At 40.9% G+C, this 24771-nt stretch carries 23 protein-coding genes; 10 read left to right on the top strand and 13 right to left on the bottom strand.

What is annotated here, in order from left to right:
- Positions 1-7: 7 nt before the first annotated feature.
- The 4 genes from ACSLUK_RS19205 to ACSLUK_RS19190 all read right to left on the bottom strand — a co-directional run bounded on the left by ACSLUK_RS19205 (position 8) and on the right by ACSLUK_RS19190 (position 2935).
- Complete coding sequence (locus ACSLUK_RS19205; RefSeq protein ID WP_448550410.1) at positions 8-805, bottom strand: response regulator; 798 nt, start codon at positions 803-805, stop codon at positions 8-10.
- Between the two features lie 8 nt (positions 806-813).
- Positions 814-1137 carry an SUI1 family translation initiation factor gene (locus ACSLUK_RS19200; RefSeq protein ID WP_448550409.1) on the bottom strand — a complete coding sequence of 108 codons (324 nt, stop codon included), beginning with the start codon at positions 1135-1137 and terminating at the stop codon, positions 814-816.
- Positions 1138-1259: 122 nt separating this feature from the next.
- Positions 1260-2186, bottom strand: coding sequence for an electron transfer flavoprotein subunit alpha/FixB family protein (locus tag ACSLUK_RS19195; RefSeq protein ID WP_448550408.1), 927 nt, complete (start codon positions 2184-2186; stop codon positions 1260-1262).
- Complete coding sequence (locus tag ACSLUK_RS19190) at positions 2183-2935, bottom strand: electron transfer flavoprotein subunit beta/FixA family protein (protein ID WP_448550417.1); 753 nt, start codon at positions 2933-2935, stop codon at positions 2183-2185. Before ACSLUK_RS19190 ends, ACSLUK_RS19195 begins: the two co-directional genes overlap by 4 nt.
- Positions 2936-3212: 277 nt before the next feature.
- Here ACSLUK_RS19190 and ACSLUK_RS19185 point away from each other — a divergent pair, with 277 nt between their 5' ends.
- Positions 3213-4862 carry an electron transfer flavoprotein-ubiquinone oxidoreductase gene (locus tag ACSLUK_RS19185; protein ID WP_448550407.1) on the top strand — a complete coding sequence of 550 codons (1650 nt, stop codon included), beginning with the start codon at positions 3213-3215 and terminating at the stop codon, positions 4860-4862.
- A 120-nt stretch (positions 4863-4982) separates the two neighbouring features.
- On the opposite strand, the gene ACSLUK_RS19180 is transcribed toward ACSLUK_RS19185, so the two are convergent.
- The 4 genes from ACSLUK_RS19180 to ACSLUK_RS19165 form a co-directional block, all read right to left on the bottom strand.
- A complete protein-coding gene (locus ACSLUK_RS19180; protein ID WP_448550406.1) occupies positions 4983-5780 on the bottom strand; it encodes a DUF2884 family protein in 798 nt (265 codons plus the stop codon).
- Positions 5781-5798: 18 nt separating this feature from the next.
- Positions 5799-7484 (bottom strand): flagellar assembly protein A, encoded by a 1686-nt coding sequence (locus tag ACSLUK_RS19175; RefSeq protein WP_448550405.1) that lies wholly within the window; start codon positions 7482-7484, stop codon positions 5799-5801.
- A 40-nt stretch (positions 7485-7524) separates the two neighbouring features.
- Positions 7525-7851, bottom strand: coding sequence for a hypothetical protein (locus ACSLUK_RS19170; RefSeq protein ID WP_448550404.1), 327 nt, complete (start codon positions 7849-7851; stop codon positions 7525-7527).
- 272 nt (positions 7852-8123) lie between these two features.
- Positions 8124-9395, bottom strand: coding sequence for a CinA family nicotinamide mononucleotide deamidase-related protein (locus tag ACSLUK_RS19165; protein ID WP_448550403.1), 1272 nt, complete (start codon positions 9393-9395; stop codon positions 8124-8126).
- A gap of 101 nt (positions 9396-9496) precedes the next feature.
- Between ACSLUK_RS19165 and ACSLUK_RS19160 the strand changes: the two genes are divergently transcribed.
- The 3 genes from ACSLUK_RS19160 (at position 9497) to dapA (ending at position 11762) form a co-directional block, all read left to right on the top strand.
- Positions 9497-10264, top strand: coding sequence for a DUF4097 family beta strand repeat-containing protein (locus tag ACSLUK_RS19160; protein ID WP_448550402.1), 768 nt, complete (start codon positions 9497-9499; stop codon positions 10262-10264).
- 172 nt (positions 10265-10436) lie between these two features.
- Complete coding sequence (locus tag ACSLUK_RS19155; RefSeq protein WP_448550401.1) at positions 10437-10814, top strand: hypothetical protein; 378 nt, start codon at positions 10437-10439, stop codon at positions 10812-10814.
- 30 nt (positions 10815-10844) lie between these two features.
- On the top strand, positions 10845-11762 hold the full coding sequence (gene dapA, locus ACSLUK_RS19150; protein WP_448550400.1) for a 4-hydroxy-tetrahydrodipicolinate synthase: 918 nt from the start codon (positions 10845-10847) through the stop codon (positions 11760-11762).
- A 238-nt stretch (positions 11763-12000) separates the two neighbouring features.
- Here dapA and ACSLUK_RS19145 read toward each other — a convergent pair whose 3' ends face one another.
- On the bottom strand, positions 12001-12873 hold the full coding sequence (locus tag ACSLUK_RS19145; RefSeq protein WP_448550399.1) for an RluA family pseudouridine synthase: 873 nt from the start codon (positions 12871-12873) through the stop codon (positions 12001-12003).
- A gap of 130 nt (positions 12874-13003) precedes the next feature.
- Between ACSLUK_RS19145 and ACSLUK_RS19140 the strand changes: the two genes are divergently transcribed.
- The gene (locus ACSLUK_RS19140; protein WP_448550398.1) at positions 13004-13360 is read left to right on the top strand and encodes a ribonuclease E inhibitor RraB; all 357 of its coding nucleotides are present in this window, start codon (positions 13004-13006) and stop codon (positions 13358-13360) included.
- A gap of 313 nt (positions 13361-13673) precedes the next feature.
- Here ACSLUK_RS19140 and ACSLUK_RS19135 read toward each other — a convergent pair whose 3' ends face one another.
- Positions 13674-14351, bottom strand: coding sequence for a nitroreductase family protein (locus ACSLUK_RS19135; protein ID WP_448550397.1), 678 nt, complete (start codon positions 14349-14351; stop codon positions 13674-13676).
- Positions 14352-14789: 438 nt separating this feature from the next.
- Positions 14790-18698 (bottom strand): phosphoribosylformylglycinamidine synthase, encoded by a 3909-nt coding sequence (purL, locus tag ACSLUK_RS19130; RefSeq protein WP_527252149.1) that lies wholly within the window; start codon positions 18696-18698, stop codon positions 14790-14792.
- 156 nt (positions 18699-18854) lie between these two features.
- On the opposite strand from purL, the gene mltF reads away from it, so the two are divergent.
- Together mltF and ACSLUK_RS19120 are read left to right on the top strand one after the other, a co-directional pair.
- Positions 18855-20327 (top strand): membrane-bound lytic murein transglycosylase MltF, encoded by a 1473-nt coding sequence (gene mltF / locus ACSLUK_RS19125; protein ID WP_448550395.1) that lies wholly within the window; start codon positions 18855-18857, stop codon positions 20325-20327.
- A 156-nt stretch (positions 20328-20483) separates the two neighbouring features.
- Positions 20484-20615, top strand: a complete 132-nt coding sequence (locus ACSLUK_RS19120; protein ID WP_448550394.1) for a hypothetical protein — start codon at positions 20484-20486, stop codon at positions 20613-20615.
- 147 nt (positions 20616-20762) lie between these two features.
- Here the strand turns inward: ACSLUK_RS19120 and tadA are convergent, their stop codons facing one another.
- Both tadA and hemW read right to left on the bottom strand, forming a co-directional pair.
- Positions 20763-21296, bottom strand: a complete 534-nt coding sequence (gene tadA, locus ACSLUK_RS19115) for a tRNA adenosine(34) deaminase TadA (protein WP_448550393.1) — start codon at positions 21294-21296, stop codon at positions 20763-20765.
- On the bottom strand, positions 21296-22441 hold the full coding sequence (gene hemW / locus ACSLUK_RS19110; RefSeq protein ID WP_448550392.1) for a radical SAM family heme chaperone HemW: 1146 nt from the start codon (positions 22439-22441) through the stop codon (positions 21296-21298). The genes tadA and hemW overlap by 1 nt, the downstream gene beginning before the upstream one ends.
- 732 nt (positions 22442-23173) lie before the next feature.
- On the opposite strand from hemW, the gene ACSLUK_RS19105 reads away from it, so the two are divergent.
- From ACSLUK_RS19105 to ACSLUK_RS19095, 3 genes are all read left to right on the top strand, one after another.
- Complete coding sequence (locus ACSLUK_RS19105; protein ID WP_448550391.1) at positions 23174-23638, top strand: hypothetical protein; 465 nt, start codon at positions 23174-23176, stop codon at positions 23636-23638.
- Positions 23639-23766: 128 nt separating this feature from the next.
- Positions 23767-24042 carry a hypothetical protein gene (locus ACSLUK_RS19100; protein ID WP_448550390.1) on the top strand — a complete coding sequence of 92 codons (276 nt, stop codon included), beginning with the start codon at positions 23767-23769 and terminating at the stop codon, positions 24040-24042.
- A gap of 119 nt (positions 24043-24161) precedes the next feature.
- Positions 24162-24647 carry a GNAT family N-acetyltransferase gene (locus ACSLUK_RS19095; RefSeq protein WP_448550389.1) on the top strand — a complete coding sequence of 162 codons (486 nt, stop codon included), beginning with the start codon at positions 24162-24164 and terminating at the stop codon, positions 24645-24647.
- Positions 24648-24771: the final 124 nt, after the last annotated feature.

Genomic DNA, 24771 nt, shown 5'->3' with positions numbered 1-24771 from the left:
GGGGTGATCAATGATCTAATAATCGGAACAATAATTGTTTTACGTAGTGTGGTTCAAAAGGTTTATCACACAATGCGTTTACACCATCTTGCTCAATATTGGCTAAATGCGCATCATTGCTTTCACTAGTTACCATTAAAATAGGAATATGTGATTGCGTACTTTGCTCTCTAATGTATCTACTAAGTTCTCGCCCATCAACTTCAGGCATATTAAAATCAGTGACAACTAAATCGAACATGTTCTCTTTGAGTAACTCTATGGCCTCACTACCGTCAATCGCTTCTGTTACTTTCAATAACCCTAGGTTATTCAATACGCGCTTGATATGTTTTCTTGCAAGCTTACTATCGTCAACCAGCAGTACGCGAATTTCATGAACATCAAAGTATTCAAGTTCAAGTTCGTTGTCAGAAAGTAAATCAATCGTATTGCTGATGGCTGCGTGTAGGTGTTTTGATGTGAAAGGTTTAGGTAGAATAGCGATTACACCAGATTGCTTAAACTCTTCCAAATGCTGACGTTTATGCTCACTGGAAACCAGCATAAATGGAGTATCATTGTTTAATTTACATTGCTTACAGTGCTTGAGCAATTCAAGCGCAGTTCCTTCTTCAAAATACATACTGCTGGCAATCAAGTCATAATGATGCTGATTAATGCTATTCATTGCATCCGTATAGCTTTTTGCCAAAGTGATATTTGTCACATCATGTTGTTGTAGTTGGCCGATGATTATTTTGCTTTGTGTATCAGAGGGCTCGATAAGCAAAATCGATAGGTCTTGTGGTTGAATATTCGTCATAAAGTCTATTAACCTCCGATGAATTTGACCTTGAAACCAGCTTTTTCTAGCACTGCTTGAATGGTGTCGCGTTTATCGCCTTGTACTTCAATGGTTTCACCTACTACGCTGCCACCACTACCGCAGCTTTTTTTGAGCTTAGTTGCAAGTGCCTTAAGCGCCTTTTGGTCTAATCCTAAGCCGCTAACAACCATAACACCTTTGCCTTTACGACCTTTAGTTTCACGTCTTACTTTGGCAATACCGTCACTTGGGGTGATATGTTCTTTTTTTTCTTCTGTGATCTTACCGACACCTGTCGAGTATACTAAGCGACTATCATTCTGTGTCATTCTACAATTACTTCTCTATATAAATAGTTGTTGTTACTGTTAGCATTGTAGGTGGCTAACTACCATTAGTAAAACAAAAAACCACTCCGAGGAGTGGTTTTTAATGTCACAAAATTGTGTAGTTATAGCTTGGCTTCGAGTTCTGGTAGAACGTCAAATAAATCACCTACAATGCCATAATCAGCTACCTGAAAGATTGGTGCTTCGGCATCTTTGTTAATTGCAACGATGACCTTCGAGTCTTTCATACCCGCTAAGTGCTGAATCGCACCACTGATACCAACTGCAATGTAAAGATCAGGTGCTACAATTTTACCTGTTTGACCTACTTGCATATCATTTGGTACAAAACCTGCGTCAACTGCTGCGCGTGATGCACCAATTGCAGCGCCTAGCTTATCTGCTATGCCTTCTAATAACTTGAAGTTCTCGCCGTTTTGCATACCGCGGCCACCAGAAATAACAACACCAGCAGCGCCTAAGTCAGGGCGTTCTGATTTTGTTAGTTCATCGCTTACATGGCTTGAAGTGCCAGCATCAGTCGCTTTATCAAGAGCAACTACTTCTGCGCTGCCGTCAGTAGCTACGGCATCAAATGCTGTCGCACGAACAGTGATTACTTTCTTGCTATCTAAACTTTGTACGGTAGCAATGGCATTACCTGCGTAGATAGGGCGCACAAACGTGTCTGCTGATTCAACACCAATGATGTCAGAAATCTGTGCAACATCTAACAGTGCAGCCACGCGAGGCATAAAGTTTTTACCTGTTGTTAGTGATGTCGCAATAATGTGATCGTAATTTGCAGCAAGTTCCGTGACTAATAAACTTACATTTTCAGCCAGCTGATGTTCGTATGCCGCGTTATCTGCTACCAATACTTTGCGAACACCGTTAACTTTACTTGCTTGATCAGCTACTGCGCTACAGTTGTAACCAGCAACTAGTAAGTCAATGTCACCACCAATCGCCTGTGCCGCTGCAACAGTTTTTAGCGTATCTGCTTTTAACTCTGCATTATCGTGTTCTACGTAAACTAAAATGCTCATGAGATCACCTTCGCTTCATTTTTTAACTTTTCTACTAACTCATCAACGGTTTCAACCACAATACCCGCCGAGCGTTCTGCTGGTGGTGTTACTTTGATCAAGGTTGAGCGTGGTGATAAATCAATGCCGAAATCTGCGGCATTTTTAACATCTAACGGCTTACGCTTTGCTTTCATGATGTTAGGTAAAGAAGCGTAACGAGGTTCGTTCAAACGTAAGTCAGTTGTCACGATTGCTGGTAGGTTAAGTGCAACTGTTTGCAAACCACCATCAACTTCGCGTGTTACGTTTACTTTGTCGCCTTCAACTTTTACTTCTGAAGCGAATGTACCTTGAGGCATACCCGTCAATGCAGCAAGCATTTGACCTGTTTGGTTGTTGTCGCTGTCAATTGATTGCTTACCAAGGATAACAAGCTGAGGGGCTTCTTCTTCAACAACCTTTTGAAGTAACTTAGCAATGTGCAATGAATCTAGAGATTGGTCAGTGTCAATTTGAATAGCACGATCTGCGCCTAATGCTAACGCAGTACGTAATTGCTCCTGACATGATTTATCGCCGATAGATACTGCGATGATTTCAGTTGCCGTGCCAGCTTCTTTTAAGCGAACAGCTTCTTCTACAGCGATTTCACAAAATGGGTTGATTGCCATTTTAACATTGGCAAGGTCAACATTAGAATTGTCTGCCTTAACGCGAACTTTTACGTTATAGTCAATGACACGTTTGATGGGTACTAATACTTTCATCATGGCCTCTAATAGTGCTTGTTGTGTGGGTATAGTTCCGTGCTTTAGAGATTTAAAGCTAAACTTATTTTTAATATCTCAAAAGACTACTTGTAGATTACGTGTACGTCAACGTAAACTTTGTGTAATATGTGCAAAATTATCTAAATTACAGTGAATTGTCATATCAGCATAGACGCTATTGCTGAAAATTCTATCGCTGTGATACTATCAAACGGGTGTTTTAAAATCAAACGCCCGTTTTAAAGTAAGCGGTTTAAAACTTATGGGGGAAGTTATGGAACGCGAATCTATGGATTTCGACGTGGTAATTGTAGGTGCCGGACCAGCTGGACTAGCAACAGCATGTCGATTAATGCAACTCGCACAAGAAAACGAGCAAGAATTAATGGTGTGCGTAGTTGAAAAGGGCTCTGAAGTAGGTGCACACATTCTTTCAGGTGCGGTATTTGAGCCAAGAGCCTTAAACGAACTATTCCCGAATTGGCAAGAATTAAATGCTCCGCTAACAACTAAGGTTACCGGCGATGATATCTATTTGCTGAACGACGAAAGCAGTGCGATCAAGCTTCCCGGTTTTTCTGTGCCAAAAACCATGCATAATGAAGGCAATTATATTGCAAGCATGGGCAATATGTGTCGATGGTTGGCTGAGCAAGCAGAACAATTAGGCGTTGAAATATTTCCTGGCTTTCCTGCGCAAGAAGTGCTTTACAATGAGGATGGCAGCGTTGCTGGCATCATTACTGGTGATATGGGACTTGATCGTGAAGGCAATCAAAAAGACTCGTATGTACCAGGCATGGAATTACGAGCGAAGTATACGGTATTTGCAGAAGGTTGTCGTGGTCACCTGGGCAAGGAATTAATTAGTAAATTCAAGCTTGATGCGGATAAGTCACCTCAACATTACGGTATTGGTTTCAAAGAAATTTGGGATATTGATCCAAGCAAACACCAAGAGGGCTTAGTTGTTCATACTGCAGGCTGGCCGCTAGACAAGCATACCGGTGGCGGTGGTTATTTATATCATGCTGAAAATAATCAAGTGTTTGTTGGTTTAATTATTGATTTGAATTACAGCAACCCACATTTAAGTCCATTTGACGAGTTCCAGCGATATAAACATCACCCTAAAATTAGTCAGTATTTAGAAGGTGGCAAGCGTGTTTCATACGGTGCACGAGCAATGGCTAAAGGCGGGTTCAACTCTTTACCTAAAATGACAATGCCTGGTGGTTTATTAGTAGGTTGTGATGCTGGAACAATCAACTTTGCTAAAATCAAAGGTAATCATACGGCGATGAAATCAGGCATGATTGCCGCTGAAACAATCGCTGCTGCACTTAAGGCGGGTAAAGAGGGCGGAGATGAGTTAACTGAATACTCAGACAACTTTAAAAATTCATGGTTATATGAAGAGTTGTTTTCTACCCGTAACTTCGGTCCTGCAATGCATAAGTTTGGTACATTCTGGGGCGGAGTATTTAATACTATTGATCAGAACTTTTTCAATGGGAAATTACCGGTCAACTTCAAAGATGACTCTTTAGACCATGCACAATTGAAACTAGCGTCAGAGTCTATCGGTATTAATTACCCTAAACCTGACAATGTATTGAGTTTTGATAAGCTGTCATCGGTATTTTTATCAAATACTAACCACGAAGAAGAGCAGCCATGCCATTTGAAATTGACGGATGATAGTATTCCGTTAACGGTGAACTGGGAAAAATACGCGGAGCCAGCGCAACGATACTGCCCAGCTGGGGTGTATGAAGTTGAAGAGTCTGAAGGTGAACGTAAGTTTGTGATTAATGCACAAAATTGTATTCACTGTAAAACTTGTGACATCAAAGATCCTAGCCAAAATATCACATGGGTAACTCCTGAGGGGACTGGCGGTCCAAACTATCCGAACATGTAATTGCTTTGATAGATGAGAAAAGGGTGCTGTGCGCCCTTTTTTATTGATTGTTAGGAAAGTGTTGTGGCTAGTGATTCGCTGTCGTGGCTACCGATTCGCTGTCGAGGTTAAGTACAGTGTTTAGTGCTTAGAGCCGAACAGATTAAAATCACTCAAAATGTTAATTTGAGATTGAATTTCACTTTCTAATATATCTAGCTCAATCAGCTTAGTACAAAACGCATTAGCCTTAGACTCAAGACTGCTACTTTTTGAGTTAATCTCTAGCGCTAAGTCGTCACTCATCGACTCAACACGCTCGCCGACATTACCTGCACGTTGTTCATTGTTTTCATCTTCAACCGATTGATTGGCGACGGCTTCACCAACTGCACCCAAGATAGTTCCGATAGAATCGGTGACTATTTCTTCTATTTCTTGTTCAAATTCACCAGCAAAGATCTCGTCAAAATCATCAAGATCCTGTGGTGCAATATAGTAGCTGTCATCACTGTGATTAAAGCGCTTCCTGATACGCCAATGTAACTCTTCAAACCGTTTTTGCAGTTTTTGGTGGGTGGCACTGTTCTCGCCTGTTAATCCTGCAATTACCTTATTAACAGCCTTTAATCCGACATCGACACCTTCAATAGCAATATCAACAAGTTCTGGCACTTGCGTGCGAATTCCTAGCGCATAATTGTCGACTAGCACTTGCTGCTTGTCATTCAACGGAATTTCTCTACCGCGTACAAATAACTGGCCAGTTTGGCTAATTTGAACGTAAGTAATACCATGCTCTTGAATGCGAATATGCTTAGGGTCAATTGTGACGCCATAATTAAAATGGATATCGCAATGGGCAAATGATGGGGTTGATATAAACGCGAAACCTAGCAATAGACTCTTTACTAGGTTTTTCTTATTCGACTTAAACATAATGTACTTAAGTATAGGTTAACTAGTTACTATAGGATCGATTATAACTTTTCGTTCCTTGTAGCGCATTTTGCTCGGGCCGTATTCTCGCTTGGTTTTTTCTGAAAAATCACCGACTCGGGTTTCAACGCCATGATAGATCCTTTCTGTTCCTTCTAAATAAACAGAATTCATATAGATTTGAATCTCTTCTTCTAGCTTTTCTTTTTCATTAAGTATTTGGCCAAGTTGGGCTGCATGATGCTTATATGTTGAGACAACTTTGTTCATCATTTCCTGATCAACTTTATCCGCAGGAAGCTTTTTCAATTTTGTTGTCGCTGCTTGTAACTCGCTGGTTTTGTCTGACTCTACTTTTTGTCGCTGCTCCAGCTCGTTTAGCTTTTCTTTAAAGGCAATTAAGCGCTTTTCGAAGTTTACAATGGTTGTGCTACCAGCCGTTGCTCCAACTGTGCCTGCGCTTACAGAGGTGCCTGCGCTGATATAACCCGCAATTAATTTACCGTTAGCTTTGTCTTCAGAACCAACCCATAGCCCATTTTCAACGTCAATAATGCTGTGCATGAGTTGGTTTTCTATGCGCAAATCAGAACAATTGATCTCAGCATACTGGCAATATTTTGCGAATATCTTTCCTTTCGCTTTTATATTGGCACTCATAACGATATCTTTTACATTGGTGCTTTCGACTTCCTGTTTGCGGCCAATAATGCCGCTACCTATGGTAATATCACCGCCAGATTCGATAATGGCTGACTCAACAAATCCACCAATTGTGATGTCGCCTGAAGCAATAACTTTCATTCCTTCTGAAACATCGCCATCGATAATTACACTACCTTCAAATTTAATATGACCAGTACTTACATCAACGTTTTTGATTTTGTAGACTTCGTCAACTTCCATACCGTTTTCTATCAATCGCGGTAGACCGACTTTAGTTGAAATCAAAACGTCGTTGTTTTTGGGGCTAATCTCTGTGCCTTCACCGGCTTTCAATGCAACATCTTCGCCGGGTTTTGGGTCAATAGGTGTGCCTGTTACGAAATACCCTAAAGAGCCTTCAGTAAGCGGAATTTTTTTGGCAAGCGGATCACCTATTTTTACGCAAATAATGTCACCTAAATCACGCATGTCGACAGTACCGTCGTCACGCTCTTTGGGTCGAAGTATGCGATCTTGTGCGCTTTGTACCAGCATTTTGATTCTGGCATCTCGGCCATTTTTAGCGTCAATGCCAAATGCGATAGTCGCTTTGACGGTACTGCCAGGTTCCTCTCGAGCCGCCATTTGAGCTAGTTTTACTAATTCTTCTTTGCTAAATCCTTTTTTCACGCCAGCTTGTTGAGCGGCATTTAAAATTTCCTTCGCAGTTAAGTTTTTTCCGCCTCGTGCTGTTGTTATTTCTGCCGTAGCTGACATTTCATCGCTGCCAATTTCTACGGAGATGGTGGCGTCTTTGCGCTCTAGGATTTGGTATTTTATTTCACGGCCAGTTTGGTTTTCTTGCAAAGGCTTTAACACACTCGATAATTCAGCGAGTGCATTTTTAATATTACCGCGATCAACAAAGAGTCCTTGGTATTCAGAATCCTTAATTAATTCGTCGATACTTACCTCGTTAAGTGGCGTTCCACCTTTGATTGGGGTAAGCACAAGATCAATATTATTTTTCTTATTTGGTTCTAGCGTTGCTTTAGTCACTCGCGTACAGCTCCAAGTTACAGCTCAAATATCAAGATATTTATATGTAATTCTCTTGATGAATACGTATAAAGCTATTGGTGCCAACTTTACTGTAGTCGACCTTATATTCTTTGTTGTCTAATGCCTGAACAAAAAGGAGCGTTTTCTCTTCGCCAAATACGTCAGTTGATCCAACATCAACAACTTCTTGGTAAGCTTTTTTTGCATCAGAACGTTTTCTCGGAATAGGGCCATTATAAACACCGATGCCGCGATTACTCACGATAACAACAGGATGACTACCATTGACTATTAATAAGTCGAATTTTCTAATTTTGTGGATAATTGTATTTCGTCCACTGGTGATGAAGTTTTTTTCTATCAAAACAGACCCCTATCTATACTTGTCTCTTGATTTAGCTATGTTTATCAGCGGACATCATATTGAACATGTTGTCATTATAAGTTGCCTGATAACATAAGCTTTTTAAATGCAATCAAGAGTATTCTGTTTGTAAATATATAAACTTTTCTCTTACTCCGCAATGTTTTAGTCGCTTACATTGCCGTGATTAGCAATATTACTTCGACAATATCTTGTCATTGACGAAACTCGCTACATTATTGTTGATGTAAGTACTTTTGAATGAACAAATTTTAAACAAGTCTCTTGGTGTAGTGTGGCTTGGTTGTGTCGTTTAAAATAAATCGCCGAATTAGGTCAAGTGTTCGGTAAGCTACAGAGTTTTGGAAGTATTTTCGCTCGCCACAGATAAGCATTTTTTGTGTGCGAACATCACTCGCTGTTCCCCAGGCGATCCACACGGTACCTACGGGTTTGTCTATACTTCCGCCTGTTGGCCCCGCAATTCCTGAAACTGCAACACCATATTTGGAGCCCGATTCCCTAATTGCACCTTGTACCATTTCCCTAACAACGGATTCACTCACTGCACCATGTTGCGCGAGTGTCGTATGGTTTACGCCAACCATGTGCTCTTTCATACGATTTGAATAAGTTACGAAACCAGCTTCAAAAACCGCAGACGAGCCAGACACTTCGGTAAGTAAACTGGCAATCAGTCCACCGGTGCAAGATTCTGCTGTCGCGATGATTTCTTGTCGAGATGTTAATAATTCAACCAATACCTGTGCTAGTGAGCGTGGTTGAGTTTGAACTTCTTCAATTATGTGCGCCTGCAGTATCGATTTTAGTTGTTTGGCAAGTAATTCCAACGAAGGTACATCAGCTTTGTTCGTACATGTAAGTTTTAGTTCAATAAGTGGTGATGCAGCCCTGAATCCAAGTGCAATTGTGCTAGGCCATTGTGGAATTTGTTGGTCAATAAGCTCCTGCAAAGCAGATTCGCCAATGCCAAATACAGAAAATCGTTTGATAGTGAGGTAGCTATCAGTTTGTGTGTCTACATCTGGTATGAGTTGCTCATTTAGCATTAATTCGAGTTCCCGAGGAACTCCCGGTGTGCAATAAACTTGGCAATTATTGAGAGAAAGAGAAAACCCTACGGCACTACCAACCGGATTGGGGATGATGTTACAGCCTTTCGGCAATTCTGCTTGCTTTAAGTTTGCTTTGGTCAATTGTTGATTGCGCGCTTGCCCCCACGCTTGTAAGTGAGCCAATGCCTTCTCATGAGTAGCTATTGGTAAGTCAGCCGCTCTTGCCAGTGCTTCAGCAGTTAGATCGTCAACTGTAGGACCTAGCCCGCCGTTGATAATGAGTACCTCGGCTTGTTGAGTCATATCTTTAATTTCATTTACCAACATGGCGAAATCGTCTGCTACTGTTACCTTTCGACAAACATTATGACCTATTTGCTTGAGCGACTTCGCGATCATGGCGGAATTTGAATCAATGATATCACCTACCATCAGTTCGTTGCCTGTCATTAATAATTGAATTTTCAAACCGATTCCTTTTTGCGACAAAAATTTTTTTTAATTATTTAAACCAAATATAGTGTACCGTGCATCTAATAAAAAAAACGATTAAATTGAAGGAAATTACTATGAATAAATCACTTTCATTGGCAGGGGCGCTACTTCTTACTTTTGGGGGAGCGAGCAACGCTTTAGCCGATGTAACAGATCGCATTGAAAAAACGATGCAAGTTGATGCGGGCAGTGAATTGCGCGTAGAAAACATTAATGGCGAAGTGTCAATTAAAGCCTGGGATAAAGACGAAATTAACGTTGTCGCTATAGTAACGGCAGACAATGACAATGCGAGAGAGCGGGTTAAAGTGATTATTGAGCAATCGGGTAACAACGTGCTTGTTCGCACAAAATATAAAGAAGAGTCTAACTGGCGTAATAATCGAAACAACAATGTGGAAGTTGAATACGAAATTATGGTTCCTACAGATACTGAGCTTGCTGGAATCGAACTAGTGAATGGTTCATTACAAGTAGATAACGTTGAAGGTAATTTAAACGTTGATCTGGTTAATGGTTCTGTAGAAGTTGAGGGTGCAAAGGGAGATAGCGATATCTCGTCTGTTAACGGAAGTATCAAAGTTGTTTATCAATCAGATGCGACATCATTGCGTGACATCGATATTGAAACGGTTAATGGCAGTGTTAAATTAGCATTACCTGAAAGTATTGGCGCAAATGTTGATGTAGACACAATGCATGGTCGAATCAAAAATGACTTCGGTTTACGTGTAGAAGAAGGGACGTTTGTTGGCAATGAGCTAAAAGGCGTAATCGGCGACGGACGTGTTGATATTGAAATAGAAAGTGTGAATGGTTCCGTTAAGATTCTCAAGATATAGGTTATTTGTCGGCTAACTCTGACACAAATACTTAAAAAAGCGGCTATCAAGCCGCTTTTTTTATGTTTATAATCGACCACATAGAAGAGTACAGCGCATTTTCAAGGGTCATCAAGCATAAATGCAAGATTGACTGTTGAAGTTGCATTCTGAGATTAACAGTGAGCCTTTCATGAGTTTTGATAGAAGTGCATTATTCGGTAGATGGTTTAGAGTAGAGCTAGACGAAAATGGCAGAGAAATCATGGAAATTGCCCAGCTTGCGGAAGATGGAAGTTATGAGTTTCACTTTACTATTTCTCATCAGGAAAACTTAATCGAAGAAAGCATTGAATTTGGTGATTGGGGTATTTGTGGAGAAATTCACTTTACTATCACTAAAGGTGAAGTTATTGAAAATGAGGCATTTTCTGCTAACACTGCCGATCCCGATAATTATCATGCATACAAAGTACTTAGTTTGAATAACCAAGAGTTTACCTATCAACATGTGGTATCTGGCGAAATTTATAAGCTAAAACGCATCACAGAAAATATTGGTTATTGTTAATTCTGCACAAATAAGAACTTGAGAATTCAAATGAAATCGATTGAACAAATTAAGCAAGCAAAATTGATTACCGCAGTGAAAACACCTTTTAATGAAAAAGGTGATATAGATCTTCCTGCCTATGACGCATTAATTGCCAAACAAATAGCAGCTGGCGTTGATGGCATTGTCGTTGGTGGAACGACAGGCGAAGGACATTTGCTTAGTTGGGAAGAGCACTTGATGCTTATTGCTCATAGTGCTCACAAATATGGCGATAAGCTCATTATTGTTGGAAATACGGGAAGTAACAATACGCGCGAAGCGCTGAAGGCAACAGAAAATGGTTTTGCAATGGGAATGGATGCGGCATTACAAATTAATCCGTATTATGGCCGTACATCTTTCGCTGGCGTTTCCGAGCATTTTAATCGTATCTTAAATTTGGGTCCTGCGTTTATCTATAACGTACCGGGAAGAACTGGTCAGGACATTTTACCTGAAATTATTGAACCGCTTTCTGAGCATAAGAACTTTATTGGTGTTAAAGAGTGTGCGGGCAATGAGCGAATAGCTTATTACGAACAAAAAGGGATTGCTTGTTGGTCAGGTAACGATGATGAGTGTCATGATGGTATCCATCAATTTGGCTCACATGGCGTAATCTCTGTTACGTCAAATATTGTTCCTGAATTAATGCGTGAATTAATGGACAAAGAAAACCAGCCGCTAAATCAAAAACTACAGCCGTTAATGGCATGGTTATTTAGTGAGCCTAACCCAATTCCACTAAACACCGCTTTAATGATGACAAGTGCCATTAAACCCGTTTTTAGATTACCTTATAAAGCAATGACTGTTGATCAACGCGAACAAGGAATCTCGATTCTAAAAGATATCGGCATAGATCATATCGTCGGTGGTCAGGTATCACAGCTAGACGATAGTAAGATTATTTATAGCGCGTAACTTTTCGCGGGCGTGAAGGGGATGACTTGTTTTTGCGAAACCAACACTCCCACAATTCGTGCGTCCAAATCAGCCCCTTAGGCAAGCTCAGGACATTCGAATAAAGCTCACTGTTCGATGCTGAGCGCGCCCTTCGATAAACTCAGGACAGTCGAAGCGTGAGTACGCCGTTCTAAACGTCGTTAATCACGCTTAATGCGAACGGATAAAAGAGACGAACTAGGGGAAACGCTTGAGGTTACGATTCCTTCAAGCGTTGACTTGTGTCAGCCAGATTTAAACGAAGGTTATCTGGCAAGGTAATGTCGACAGGCTTGTTAGAAATAGGGCATTGAAACTTCATCGATGTTGAACAAAGCTGTAAATTGAGATCATCTGGATAACTTTTGTCGTTATCTCCGTGTAAACGATCACCTACAACTGGGTAACCCAAATGACTCGCATGCTTGCGGATCTGATGTTTTCTACCCGTTTCAATCACCACATCAAATAATGAAATATCGGCGTTCTCATCATACGCATTGCCCGTAAAGTGGCTAACAGCGCTGCGCTGATCAATGTTGGCGTCTATTCTAGTTGCTTCGCCGATTGCGCATTTGCCGTGAGTAATTATCTGGTAATGCTTTTTAATATGATGGTGTTCAAATAGTGCACTAAGCGCTTTTGCGGCTTTTTTACTATGCGCCAAAATAATTAAACCCGTTGCAGCTCTGTCAAGCCGGTGAACGATAAATGCTGGTCTTTGCGGAGACAAGTGCTTTTCTGCCCACCGGCTAACTGTACAGTGATCACTCCATTTTGAGCCTTGGCTAAGCATTCCATACGGTTTATACCAAATACTGTATTCTTGATAATCTTGCAGCAAAGTCGCGCTCGGGCATTTTTGACTAAGTACTTGCTCGTCATAATAAAAATGAAGCTCAGCATGTTCAGGTAAACTTCGTTTTATCTTACGTACTCTTTTAGTCTTGTTCTTTTCTGTTAGCCACAGGCAACCTTTGTCAATTGCTTGTTTTATCTGACTTTTTGATAAAGAACATTGAGAGGAAATGAGATCAATGGCAAAGCTATTTTTGAACTTTATGGGGATATGCAGTTCAAATTTACTCATAAATCAATTTTTGCCTTATAGTTATATTTGTACATACTGAGTAAATTTAAACATATTTCAGTATTTGCTGACTAGCGTTATCATGCACGCATGGTTAAAATACTGAACTTTATATGTCGGGAGAGAAATTATGGAACGAGATTTAGCATTGTTTCCAAATGATAGCTGTGGCGATGCTTTATGGAAGATGCTAGAGCAAGGAGATGACCTTACAGAATCTCGCGAAGTTGAATTCTCCGTAATATTTCAAACTGAAGAATTAGCATTGAAGTTTGGGCATTTGCTGTTGGAGAACAACCAAAAGCTGTCTTTCTGTCATTACAATGGTGATGAAGAATTTCCCTGGGAAATTACTGCATACCCAGAAATGTCGCCAAGTTATGAAAATATTAAGGCTTATGAACAGTTGCTTATTACGAGTTCTGCTCCATTAAACGGCAAATATGACGGTTGGTATTGTGTTACGCCTGCCACCTTGCCTTATTAACTATGGTTGACCTATCTGCGCTTAAGGCGCTGACAAAAATTAAGAAGAAAGGGTTTGCAGAACAGAAGCGTTTTATTTCGAATGTGCTGGCTGGAAAGCAAACTGACTGCCCATATTGTCATCAAAAGCTAATGATTTCATTCGATAATGTGTCAACTGAATCTACAATACGATGCGGCAAGAAGTGCACTGACATAGCACTTGAAATTGATTGAGCAATGTAATTCAACATTTATACTAAAAAGGTAAGCATTAGCTTACCTTTTTAGTTTTAATCACTCGATTGTTACTACAGCTAATTTATAAACTAGATCTAATCTAAAAATGTAGCAATTTCTTCGAGTGGTTTTTTCACTTGCGCATGGTGAGGTACCGTAGCGTCTTCAGCCGGATAGCCGGCGATTAACAGCATATAAGCTCTGTCGTTTTCTCCTCGACCGCATACTTTACTTAAGAATGACATTGGTTTCGGGGTGTGGGTAAGTGTTACTAAGCCTGAAGAGTGCAGGGCGTTGATTAAAAAACCCGTAGCGATGCCAACGGATTCATGCACATAGTAGTTGGTATTTTTGTCTTCCGTGTGAATGCCACCTTTCTTTTCACTGAATATGGCAATTAACCATGGTGCATGTTCAAGATAAGGTTTATCTGCGTCTGTGCCCAGTGGCTTTAGCGCATCTAACCATTCTTCACCAGCGCGACCCTCATAGAAGCTTCGTTCATGATTTTCCGCTTGCTCTCGAATCTGCTTTTTAACCTCTGCACAGCTAACAGCAACAAAGTGCCATGGCTGATGGTTAGCACCGCTTGGTGCAGTCCCCGCTGCTTTAATACAGTTTTCAATGATTTCTTTTGGTACTGGGCGGTCACTAAAACTGCGAATTGTGTGACGTCGTTTTATTTCTTGATAAAACAATTGCGAACGGGCAATCATTTCGTCTTGCGGGTATTCAATATAATCTTCTAATGGTGAAGCGTCATGTGGTTGCATACTTGCTCCTTAACAATACGTATTTCAGTTAGCTTAGCGGTTTTGAATCTTTTCAGGCAATACCTGTAAATGCTTGCGAATTCAGCGTTATGTACAGTAGCTGTCAACCATGATTGACGGATTTTATCGTAATGTGGCAAGAAAAGTTGATAGTTTTAATGCGTTTCTAGGACAAAATAATATCTGTATTGACACCTGATTCAGTTATATATTTCAGTGGGTTAGCAACTGAATTTCTATCATATTACTTTGTTTTGTTGCATATGCAATAAAAATATTGGTGCGAGTAAATCTATGCTTTTTGAATGGAATTTATATTCAATCGGTATTGGGTTTGAGAGCGTATTCGTACGCTTTTAATTTGTATCTATTTCACTTAGTGTCAGATATAAAAAAGGACACCGTAGTGTCCTTTCTTGTTTATTGGCAATTGGGTAATTAGCCGATAAATTTACGTGCGTTTCTAAACATGCGTACCCAAGGTGAATCTTCTTGCCACTCATCAGGGTGCCAAGAGTTAGCTACCGTGCGGAATACACGTTCTGGGTGAGGCATCATAATCGTTACGCGACCGTCTGTTGTCGTCAATGAAGTAATACCGTCAGGCGAACCGTTCGGGTTAGCTGGGTAAGTCTCAGTAATGTCACCATAGTTGTTAACGTAACGCATTGACACTGTGCCAGAATCATTCGCCACACCAATGGCATCTTCAGAAGCAAATTCTGCACGACCTTCACCGTGAGAAACTGCGATTGGCATTCTTGAACCTTCCATGCCCTTGAAGAAAATTGACGGGCTCTCTTGAATTTCAACTAGTGAAAAACGTGCTTCAAAACGCTCAGATTGGTTCTGAACAAAACGCGGCCATGCGTCGCTGCCTGGAATGATTTCTTTCAGGTTAGATAACATCTGACAACCATTACAAACACCTAAACTGAAAGTGTCTTCACGGTGGAAGAATGTTTTGAACATTTCTCGTGCTTTGGCGTTAAACAAGATTGATTTTGCCCAACCTTCACCAGCGCCTAAAACGTCACCGTAAGAGAAGCCACCACAAGCTACTAAGCCATTGAAGTCAGCTAAATCAACACGACCTTCCAAAATGTCTGACATGTGAACGTCAATCGCGCTAAAGCCTGCACGATCAAATGCTGCTGCCATTTCAACGTGTGAATTCACTCCTTGCTCACGTAAAATCGCTACTTTCGGGTTGTTACCAGATTGTGCGTCTTTAGCAATGAGATCAGCAACGATATCTTCGTTGATGTCGAACGTAAGCTCTGCGTTCAATCCTGGATCTTCGGTGTCAAACTTAACATCGAATTCTTGCTGTGCGCATTCTGGGTTATCACGCAATGCTTGCATGCGTAATGTCGTTTCTGCCCAGATTGTGCGGAAGTATGTGCGCGTATTCTCAAGTAATGTGTCGTTATTACGAGTTATGCGAATCGTATCTTCGTTATTGATACGACCAATGTCAGTACATAATTCAAGAACGCCATGGGCTTCAAGCACTTTGTGTACCGCGTCAACGTCTTGTTCACGAATTTGAATCACAGCACCTAATTCTTCATTGAACATAACTTCAAGGTCAGAGCCTGTAAGTTTAGTCAAATCAACATCAATACCTGTATGACCCGCAAATGCCATTTCAGCTAATGTAGTGAATAAACCACCATCTGAACGGTCATGGTAAGCAAGCAATTTTTGCTCGGCGACTAACGCTTGCATTGCATTAAAGAAGCCTTTCAATGTTTCTGCATTATCAACGTCAGGTGTTTCAGTACCTAGTTGCTTATAAACTTGCGCTAAACATGAGCCGCCTAAACGGTTTTTACCACCTGATAAGTCAATCGCTACAATGCGCGAATCACCTTTGTCAGTGCGAAGTTGCGGTGTAACTGTTTTACGAATGTCTTCTACGCGACCAAATGCTGTAATGACAAGTGACAGAGGTGCTGTTACAGATTTGTCTTCACCATTTTCCTGCCATTGTGTTTTCATTGACATTGAGTCTTTGCCCACTGGAATAGTTAATCCCAAGGCTGGACATAGCTCTTCACCAACTGCTTTTACTGCTTCGTATAAACCGGCATCTTCACCCGGGTGACCCGCTGCAGCCATCCAGTTTGCAGAAAGCTTGATACGATTTAAATCACCAATATCTGTAGAGGCGATATTAGTTAAAGACTCGGCTACTGCTAAACGTGCAGAAGCGCCGTAGTTTAATAGTGCAACAGGCGTACGTTCACCCATCGACATTGCTTCACCGTGATACGAGTCCAATGACGCGGCTGTAACTGCACAATCTGCTACAGGTACTTGCCATGGGCCAACCATTTGATCGCGTGAAACCATACCCGTTACACTGCGGTCGCCAATCGTGATAAGGAAAGTTTTTTCTGCAATTGTTGGTAAACGCAATAAGCGTTCAGCTGCATCTGCAACAGTAATATCACTGGTGTCTAACGCTTTGCCTGTTTCAGTTTTGCTTTCAACATCACGGTGCATTTTAGGTGGCTTACCTAAAAGTACATCTAACGACAGATCGATAGGTGTGTTGTCAAAATGGCTATCTGTTAACGTTAAGTGTTCTTCTTCTGTCGCTTTACCTACTACAGCAAATGGTGCGCGCTCACGCTTACAAATGGCTTCAAAATCTGCTAATCGTTCGTCGGATACGGCTAGTACATAACGTTCTTGCGATTCGTTACACCAAATTTCTAATGGTGACATGCTGCGCTCGTCGTTTGGTACATTGCGCAGCTCAAATTTACCGCCACGACCACCGTCTGATACAAGTTCAGGGAATGCGTTTGATAAACCACCTGCCCCCACATCATGGATAAAGAGAATAGGGTTGTCTTCACCTAACTGCCAGCAGCGGTCGATAACTTCCTGACAACGACGTTCCATTTCTGGGTTTTCGCGTTGTACAGAAGCAAAGTCTAGGTCTTCAGCAGATTGGCCTGATGCCATAGAAGAAGCTGCACCACCACCAAGGCCGATGTTCATTGCTGGGCCGCCTAATGCGATAAGATTTGCGCCAACGTTAATTTCGCCTTTTTGTACATGTTCGTCACGGATATTACCTAAACCACCCGCTAACATGATTGGCTTGTGGTAACCGCGAATTTCTTCGCCGTTAAATGAATTGACTTTTTCTTCGTAAGTACGGAAATAACCAAGAATGTTTGGACGACCAAATTCGTTGTTAAACGCTGCGCCACCTAATGGACCATCGGTCATGATGTCTAGCGCTGTTACGATACGTTCTGGCTTACCAAAATCTGTTTCCCATGGTTGCTCAAAACCCGGAATGCGAAGGTTTGACACAGTAAAGCCAACTAAACCAGCTTTTGGTTTTGAACCAATACCTGTAGCGCCTTCATCACGAATTTCACCGCCAGAACCAGTAGCAGCGCCCGGATACGGCGAAATTGCTGTAGGGTGGTTGTGGGTTTCAACCTTCATCAGGATTTGAATAGCTTCATGGCTATAGTTGTATTCTTTTGTGGCTGGGTCAGGGAAGAAACGACCGCCTTCAGAACCTACCATTACTGCAGCGTTATCTTTGTATGCACTTAGCACGAAGTCGCTGTTAGTTTCGTAGGTGTTTTTAATCATTTTAAATAATGATTTTTCTTGTGGCTTGCCGTCAATTGTCCAGTCAGCATTAAAGATTTTATGGCGACAATGCTCTGAATTCGCTTGGGCGAACATGTATAATTCGATGTCGTTAGGGTTGCGTCCTAATCTAGTGAAGTTCTCCACTAAATAATCGATTTCATCGTCGGCAAGTGCTAAACCTAAATCTATGTTGGCTTTTGCCAGCGCTTCACGCCCACCAGACAAAATATCTACAGAAGTAAGTTCACCAGGCTCTGCTGTGGCAAACAATACCTCAGCTTGCTGATACTCACTAAATACCGTTTCCATCATGCGGTCATGAATAAGGCTATTTAATTGCTTTTCTTGTTCAGCAGTGAGTGTTGCGCTATCAACATAATATGAAAGGCCGCGTTCTAGGCGAATAACTTTGTTTAAACCACAGTTGTGTGCAATGTCGGTAGATTTAGAAGACCAGGGGGAGATAGTGCCGGGGCGAGGAGTAACGAGGTGCAATGTGCCAATGGGATCATGTTCTTCTATGGTCGGTCCGTATGTTAAAAGCTTCGCCAGTACTTCAGACTCCTCCTCGGTTAGTGCTTCTGACACATGGGCAAAGTGAGTAAACTCTGCGTATATGTCTTTTACAGGGAGGCCCAAATCAGCACATTGGGTTAGTAATTTCTTTATTCGAAAATCTGATAGTGCCGGAGCGCCACGAAGGGTTTGGATCAACATCGCCATTTGTTTACTCACTAGTAAATAATATTAGGGGAAAAAATCGCGCGTATTATAGTGGAAAATCCGCTCATAAGTAAGGAAAAAATACCAGCTTTAGGACAATTAGCTAAAAAGAACTTTATCAATCTCACAAAACCAGCCACAATGTCATTCATGAAGTCTTTAATTACTGATTTTAAGCAAAATATCCTTGAACGAATTTTGTTGCTTTGCTTAGTGGCTGTTTTTCTGGCGGCATGTAACGTACAGAAAAAAGAACAAGTGAGTTTGCAACGCATTCTTGATCGCGGCTATGTTACAGTAGGTACATTGTTCGGACCTACGAGTTATTATCTTGGTGCACAAGGGCCTACGGGCTATGAATATGAATTGGCGAGTAAATACGCACAATATATTGGTGTTGAACTCAAAGTTGAACCAAGTTATAGCATTGAAGAACTTTTCAGCAAACTAAATAGTGGTGAAGTGGATTTTTTAGCGGCAGGACTGGCCGTTACCGCTAAGCGAAAAGATAACTACCGTTTTGCCCCCAGCTACAATGACATCACACAAAAACTTGTTTTTAAGCAAGGCAACAAACGCCCAAGAGAAGTAAGTGACTTAATTGGTCAGCTTGAAGTAACTGCGAACTCAAGCCATGTTGAAAACCTTGAACAGCTAAAGTTGCGAAATGCAGGGTTAACTTGGGATGAGAACGACGAATTAGACAGTGAAGAGCTTTTGTTAAAGCTTTTAAAAGAAGAAATAGACTACACCATTGTTGACAGTCACACGCTAGCCGTAAGCCGACGTTATTTCCCGGAAGTAAGCATTGGCTTCACCATTAAACAATCTGAACCACTGGCTTGGGCTGTAGCCCAATCGAGTGACCATGCCATACTAGCTAGCCTCATCGAATTTTTCGGTAATGTCCATCATGACGGTACGTTACTGGCACTTAATGACAAGTATTACGGACATGTGGAGCAATTTAACTACGTTGATACGCGTGTATACTTGGAAGCGATTGAAAAAACGTTGCCTACATATCGGCCACTATTCGAGAAGTATAGCCAAGATCTTGATTGGCGATTATTAGCCGCCATTAGCTACCAAGAGTCTCACTGGAACCCTAAAGCTCGCTCATATACTGGGGTACGAGGCATGATGATGCTAACGTTGCCAACTGCCAAGCAAATGGGGATTAGCAGCCGACTAGACGCAGAACAAAGCATTCAAGGTGGGGCTAAGTATTTTCGTCGTATGATAAAGCGAATGCCTGAGCGCATTCCCGAGCCAGACAGAACTTGGTTTGCACTTGCTGCTTATAATGTGGGGTTAGGGCACTTGAATGATGCCCGTCGGATTACTGAAAAGTTAGGCGGAGACCCTGACCGCTGGGTAGAAGTAAAAGAGTATTTACCGCTCTTGCGTCAGAAAAAGTACTACAAATTTACCCGCTACGGTTATGCTCGAGGTGACGAAGCCGTTCAGTATGTTGAAAATATTCGCCGCTATTACGATACGCTATTGTGGGTTGATGAAAACCATAAAGAGAGTGAGCTAGAACAAGTCGCTGAAGAATTACTTGAAAACGGTGAAAATGTCCCCAATAATGGTAATGAGGCATTGAATACTGAGCAGTAGTTGGCCGTAGCTGATAACTTTTCTCGAACCGATGAAGTTTACCCGGTTGCATTAAGCACAATCAATTATTGAGTTTGGCATTTGTGTGGTTGTCATATTACTGTCATGTATTCAGTGAATAATAAATGGATAGCTAGTAACGCTTAAGGAGTTCTTATGATTAATAGAACACGCAAGCTGATGCGCGGCATTCAGCGGAAACGTATAGTGCAACGTCAAAAGCACAAAATTAATTGTCGTCGTCAGGCGCAATTTATTAATGAAACTAATGTCAGTGCGTCAAACTAAGGTTTGAACCACTGACCCCTAAACGGGATAAAAGTTAAACCTAATGTGGGAAATGATTTCCCACAAATGAGTTTTCTGCCTGAAAACCCATGCTTATCTAATAACCCCAACTTATCATTTTCAAACAAGCCTAAATTATTTATATCACTAGATATTGAGTTTACTTGCTTTTTTCTGTTGTTTTATTTCTTTTCTTCTGCGTTGGAAAAAAGCAGAGAGACGCTGACTACATTCTTCTGCCTGTATACCCGAGCAAACCGTTATTTGATGATTGAGATTTTCATTATCAACTAAGTTGAATACGCTCCCTGCGCTTCCGGTCTTCATGTCTGTTGTAGCAAAAACCAAACGCGATATGCGGCTATGCACTAATAAGCCGGCGCACATAGGACAGGGTTCCAGTGTGACGTATAGTGTGCAATCGATAAGCCGATAATTATTGAGGTACTGACCAGCTTCTCGGATAGCTAGCATTTCTGCATGAGCAGACGGATCGTTGTTGGTAATTGATAAGTTATATCCTTCACCTATAATTTTGCCATCGTGTACAACAACTGCGCCTACAGGAATTTCACCGAGAGCTTCCGCTTTTTCGGCCAGCGCCATGGCTCGCGCCATAAATTGGCTATCGAGCGCTTCTTGCTCAGGTGTTGAGTCTATATGTGTTTCTGACGCGGTCATTACAAAAACATTTCCAACAAATCATTAAGATAGCGGTGGCCTTGCACCGTTACTTGCCAAGTTTCACCGTTACTTTCAAGCAACCCTTTGCGCTCAGCTTGTTGTAATGTAGGTAAAATAATGGTGTCATTTAAGCCTGTGCGCTGTGTAAAGTGTGACAAAGAAAATGACTGGCGTAAACGTAGTTGATTCATCATAAACTCAAAAGGCAACTCTTGTGCTGTAACATCGCGGAGTTGATCTAAATGCATTCGCTCTTTGTCTAGGTAACCTTTAGGGTGTTTTACCTTCACAGTACGTTGTATCTTACCTGAATTGGTGTTGGTAATTTTACCGTGCGCCCCACAACCAATGCCGAGATAATCACCAAACGTCCAATAGTTGAGGTTATGTGCGCTTCGATAGTTCGGCTTGCTGTACGCTGAAATTTCATATTGTACATACCCTGCTTGATGCAATAGTTCTACCCCTTGCTCCTGAATTGACCATAAGGTGTCATCAACAGGAAGTTTAGGTGGCTTAGAATAAAACGCTGTATTAGGCTCGATTGTTAGCTGATACCAAGAGATATGTTCAGGTTCGAGTGAAATTGCCGTTTTCAAATCGTCCAATGCACCTGAAATCGTTTGATTCGGTAAACCGTGCATTAAATCGAGATTGAAACTTTTTATTCCTGCCTCTTTAGCCAATTCAGCCGCACGTTGTGCTTGATTACTATCGTGAATACGCCCCAATTTAATGAGTTTGTCTGATTCAAAACTTTGAACACCAATAGATAAACGAGTAACGCCTGCCTCGGCAAAACCGACAAATTTATCTGCTTCTACAGTTCCAGGATTAGCTTCTAAGGTGACTTCCATATCGGGAGCGTAAATAAATCGTGCTTTTACCTGAGATAATAAACTTTGAATTGCGTTAGTTGAAAACAGACTTGGCGTACCACCGCCAATGAAAATAGAGTGTAGTTGTCTTTTCTCGAGCTTGAAACGAGCTATGTCACTGTCTAAGTCTTTTATTAGCTCTTCTACGTAATCATGCTCAGGAATATCATGCTTTAGCGCGTGCGAATTAAAGTCGCAGTATGGACATTTTTGTACACACCAAGGGATGTGAATATACAAAGATAACGGTGGAGCTTGTAACATGACTTAAGATACTTCTAATAAATGGGGCAGTGTAATCGCTAATTTTGCATTACTAAATGTTAAGTTTGTAAAACACAAAACCTTAACCTATCAATGGAGGCTATTGTAAAGCAAAGCCTGTTAAGAGTATATATGGCTGAAAAATAGCAGTATTAGAATCACTAATTTGATACTGGGAGTATATACAGTAGGTGCTGGTTTCCTCCCAAGTCAGGAAATGAGGAGTGATTTCTTTTTTAGTACCGCACGAAAATTCATATAACTGGCGTGGAAGTATTTTGTGGCTTGGTCGACCATAATTTGTTATTAATGTGGTAATAAGAAAAAGAGGACATTGCTGTGGAAGAAAAACAGGCATGACTCCTCTGATTAAATTGCTAGGTTTACAAGGAAGCAGTGTCAATGGATGGAGTCATATCTTTACTTTTCATAATGTTGCTCCTTTCTATTTGCGTTGGAACTATAACCAGTATTGTTTTAGCGTTCGTTAGCCGTAAACGTACATTTCGGTCACCAATTCCATTATGGATTGCAACTGCAAATTGTATTCAACTAGTGGTCGCTGGATTAGTAGCATACTTAGCAAAAAATACTGGGATTGGTTTAACACTTTCTTTGATCGTGGGAGGCGTTTTGTTTGTATCTGTTTTTGTTACTGCCACTATATTTAACAAGTCAGAGTTAAATAGTGGAGCAAAGTAAACCTAACAAGAATTAAACGGACGAAAACAGTTGGCTGCTCTCACTGCGTTCGTTATTCTAGCCAAAAGTTTTTTGCCGCTTAATGTGGCGTTAGGTAACAAGGATGTCATCATGCATGGATTCACTCGAACAGTATCATTCTTAGGTCTATTTATTTGCTTGAATAGCCATGCCGAGAATACCAATATCTTGAAAATGTATAACCAATTTACTGCGGTTAGTGCTGCTGTAGGTAAATGCATGACGCCAAAGAAAGAGGAGTTAATATCTTTTCTTGCAAACTATCACATGGTAACCACCATGATGTCTCAGGAAATAAGGAAAAGGAAACCTGACTTTACTGAAGAAAAGGCTATGGAAACTATAAAAACAGGCAGTAGTAAAGTGACGAATGCCGTTTATAAAGTTATTGACTCAGAGGGTTGTGACAGCCCTAAAATACAGGATTTGATAAAAAGATTTCATGTTCAAGCTAAGTGGACGCCGTCTACATAAAGTATAGCTAACAAGAGAATTAGTCGTAATTCGCCATAGTTTGTCATTTTTAGTTGCAAACAGCACAATAAAATTGCCAAACTATGCTCATACATTAGTAAGGCGTTAGTTTCACAAGGAGAATTCAAGTGTATAAGATATTTCAAGGAACATTATTTGTAGCGATGTTACTTTCAAGTTCAGCGAATGCGAATGAAAATGGTAATTCCAATGTAATGTCAGATATGTTGGCTAAACAATTGTCTCAAAGTATGGAAGCTTCATTAAAGGCAATGAATGATCCTAAGTTAATTAAGGCTAACGCAAAGTACATAAGAAATCTTTATTTGGCTTTAGTCGATGAAGGTTTTACTAAGGATCAAGCGATTCAATTGGTTTCAGCGATTTTATCAAGTAAAAAGTAAAACTAATAAGCCAATGAATCAGATTCGCCAAGGCATATCATGCCATTTGCTGAGTAAATCGCTTGCCAGCACTTGGCTCACTTATTATTGGGTAACACCAGTCTCTCGGAGATTGTGTCATGTCGATTAGTTCAATTAATCAAAACGCTTGGAATGACATCGTAAAAATTCAGGATGAGGCCTATACCGACATAGCTCCTGAAGATGTAAAAGTTCTTAAAAGTAAATGGTATTCGTCGCCACAAACCTGTGCAGTATATTCAGACCATAAAGGTGAAGTATTAGCTTATTTATTATCACACCCTTGGGCGAGTGAAACCCCACCAAAGTTAAATGAAAAAATCTCAGTAACTTACGGCTCAACTTTATTTATTCATGATCTAGCTTTAGCGCTTGAAGCACGAGGAAAAAATATAGGTAGAGAGCTAGTACAAAACCTAATCGCTATTGCCAAAACTCAAAGTTTTGTAAAAATACTATTAGTGGCAGTTCAGAACTCAACTGGCTTTTGGGCTAAGTTTGGTTTTTTTAATATACCTTGTGAAGACATTTGCGCAAGTTATGGTGAAAATTCACAATTAATGGTGTTAGAGTTAGAGACATAACACATATGAGCCGTAACTCTGTCAATAAGCAATAGTGTTTTTTTTGCCCGTTTCAAGTCAGTGACGGGCAAGGTTAAATCAATAAGCAAACTCGTTTACTTCGTCTGTCGATGTGGTCGTTAAG

It is taken from the genome of Thalassotalea fusca, assembly GCF_053485835.1.
The sequence above is the reverse complement of the archived record's forward strand: the minus strand, read 5'-3'. Positions and strand labels throughout refer to the sequence as shown.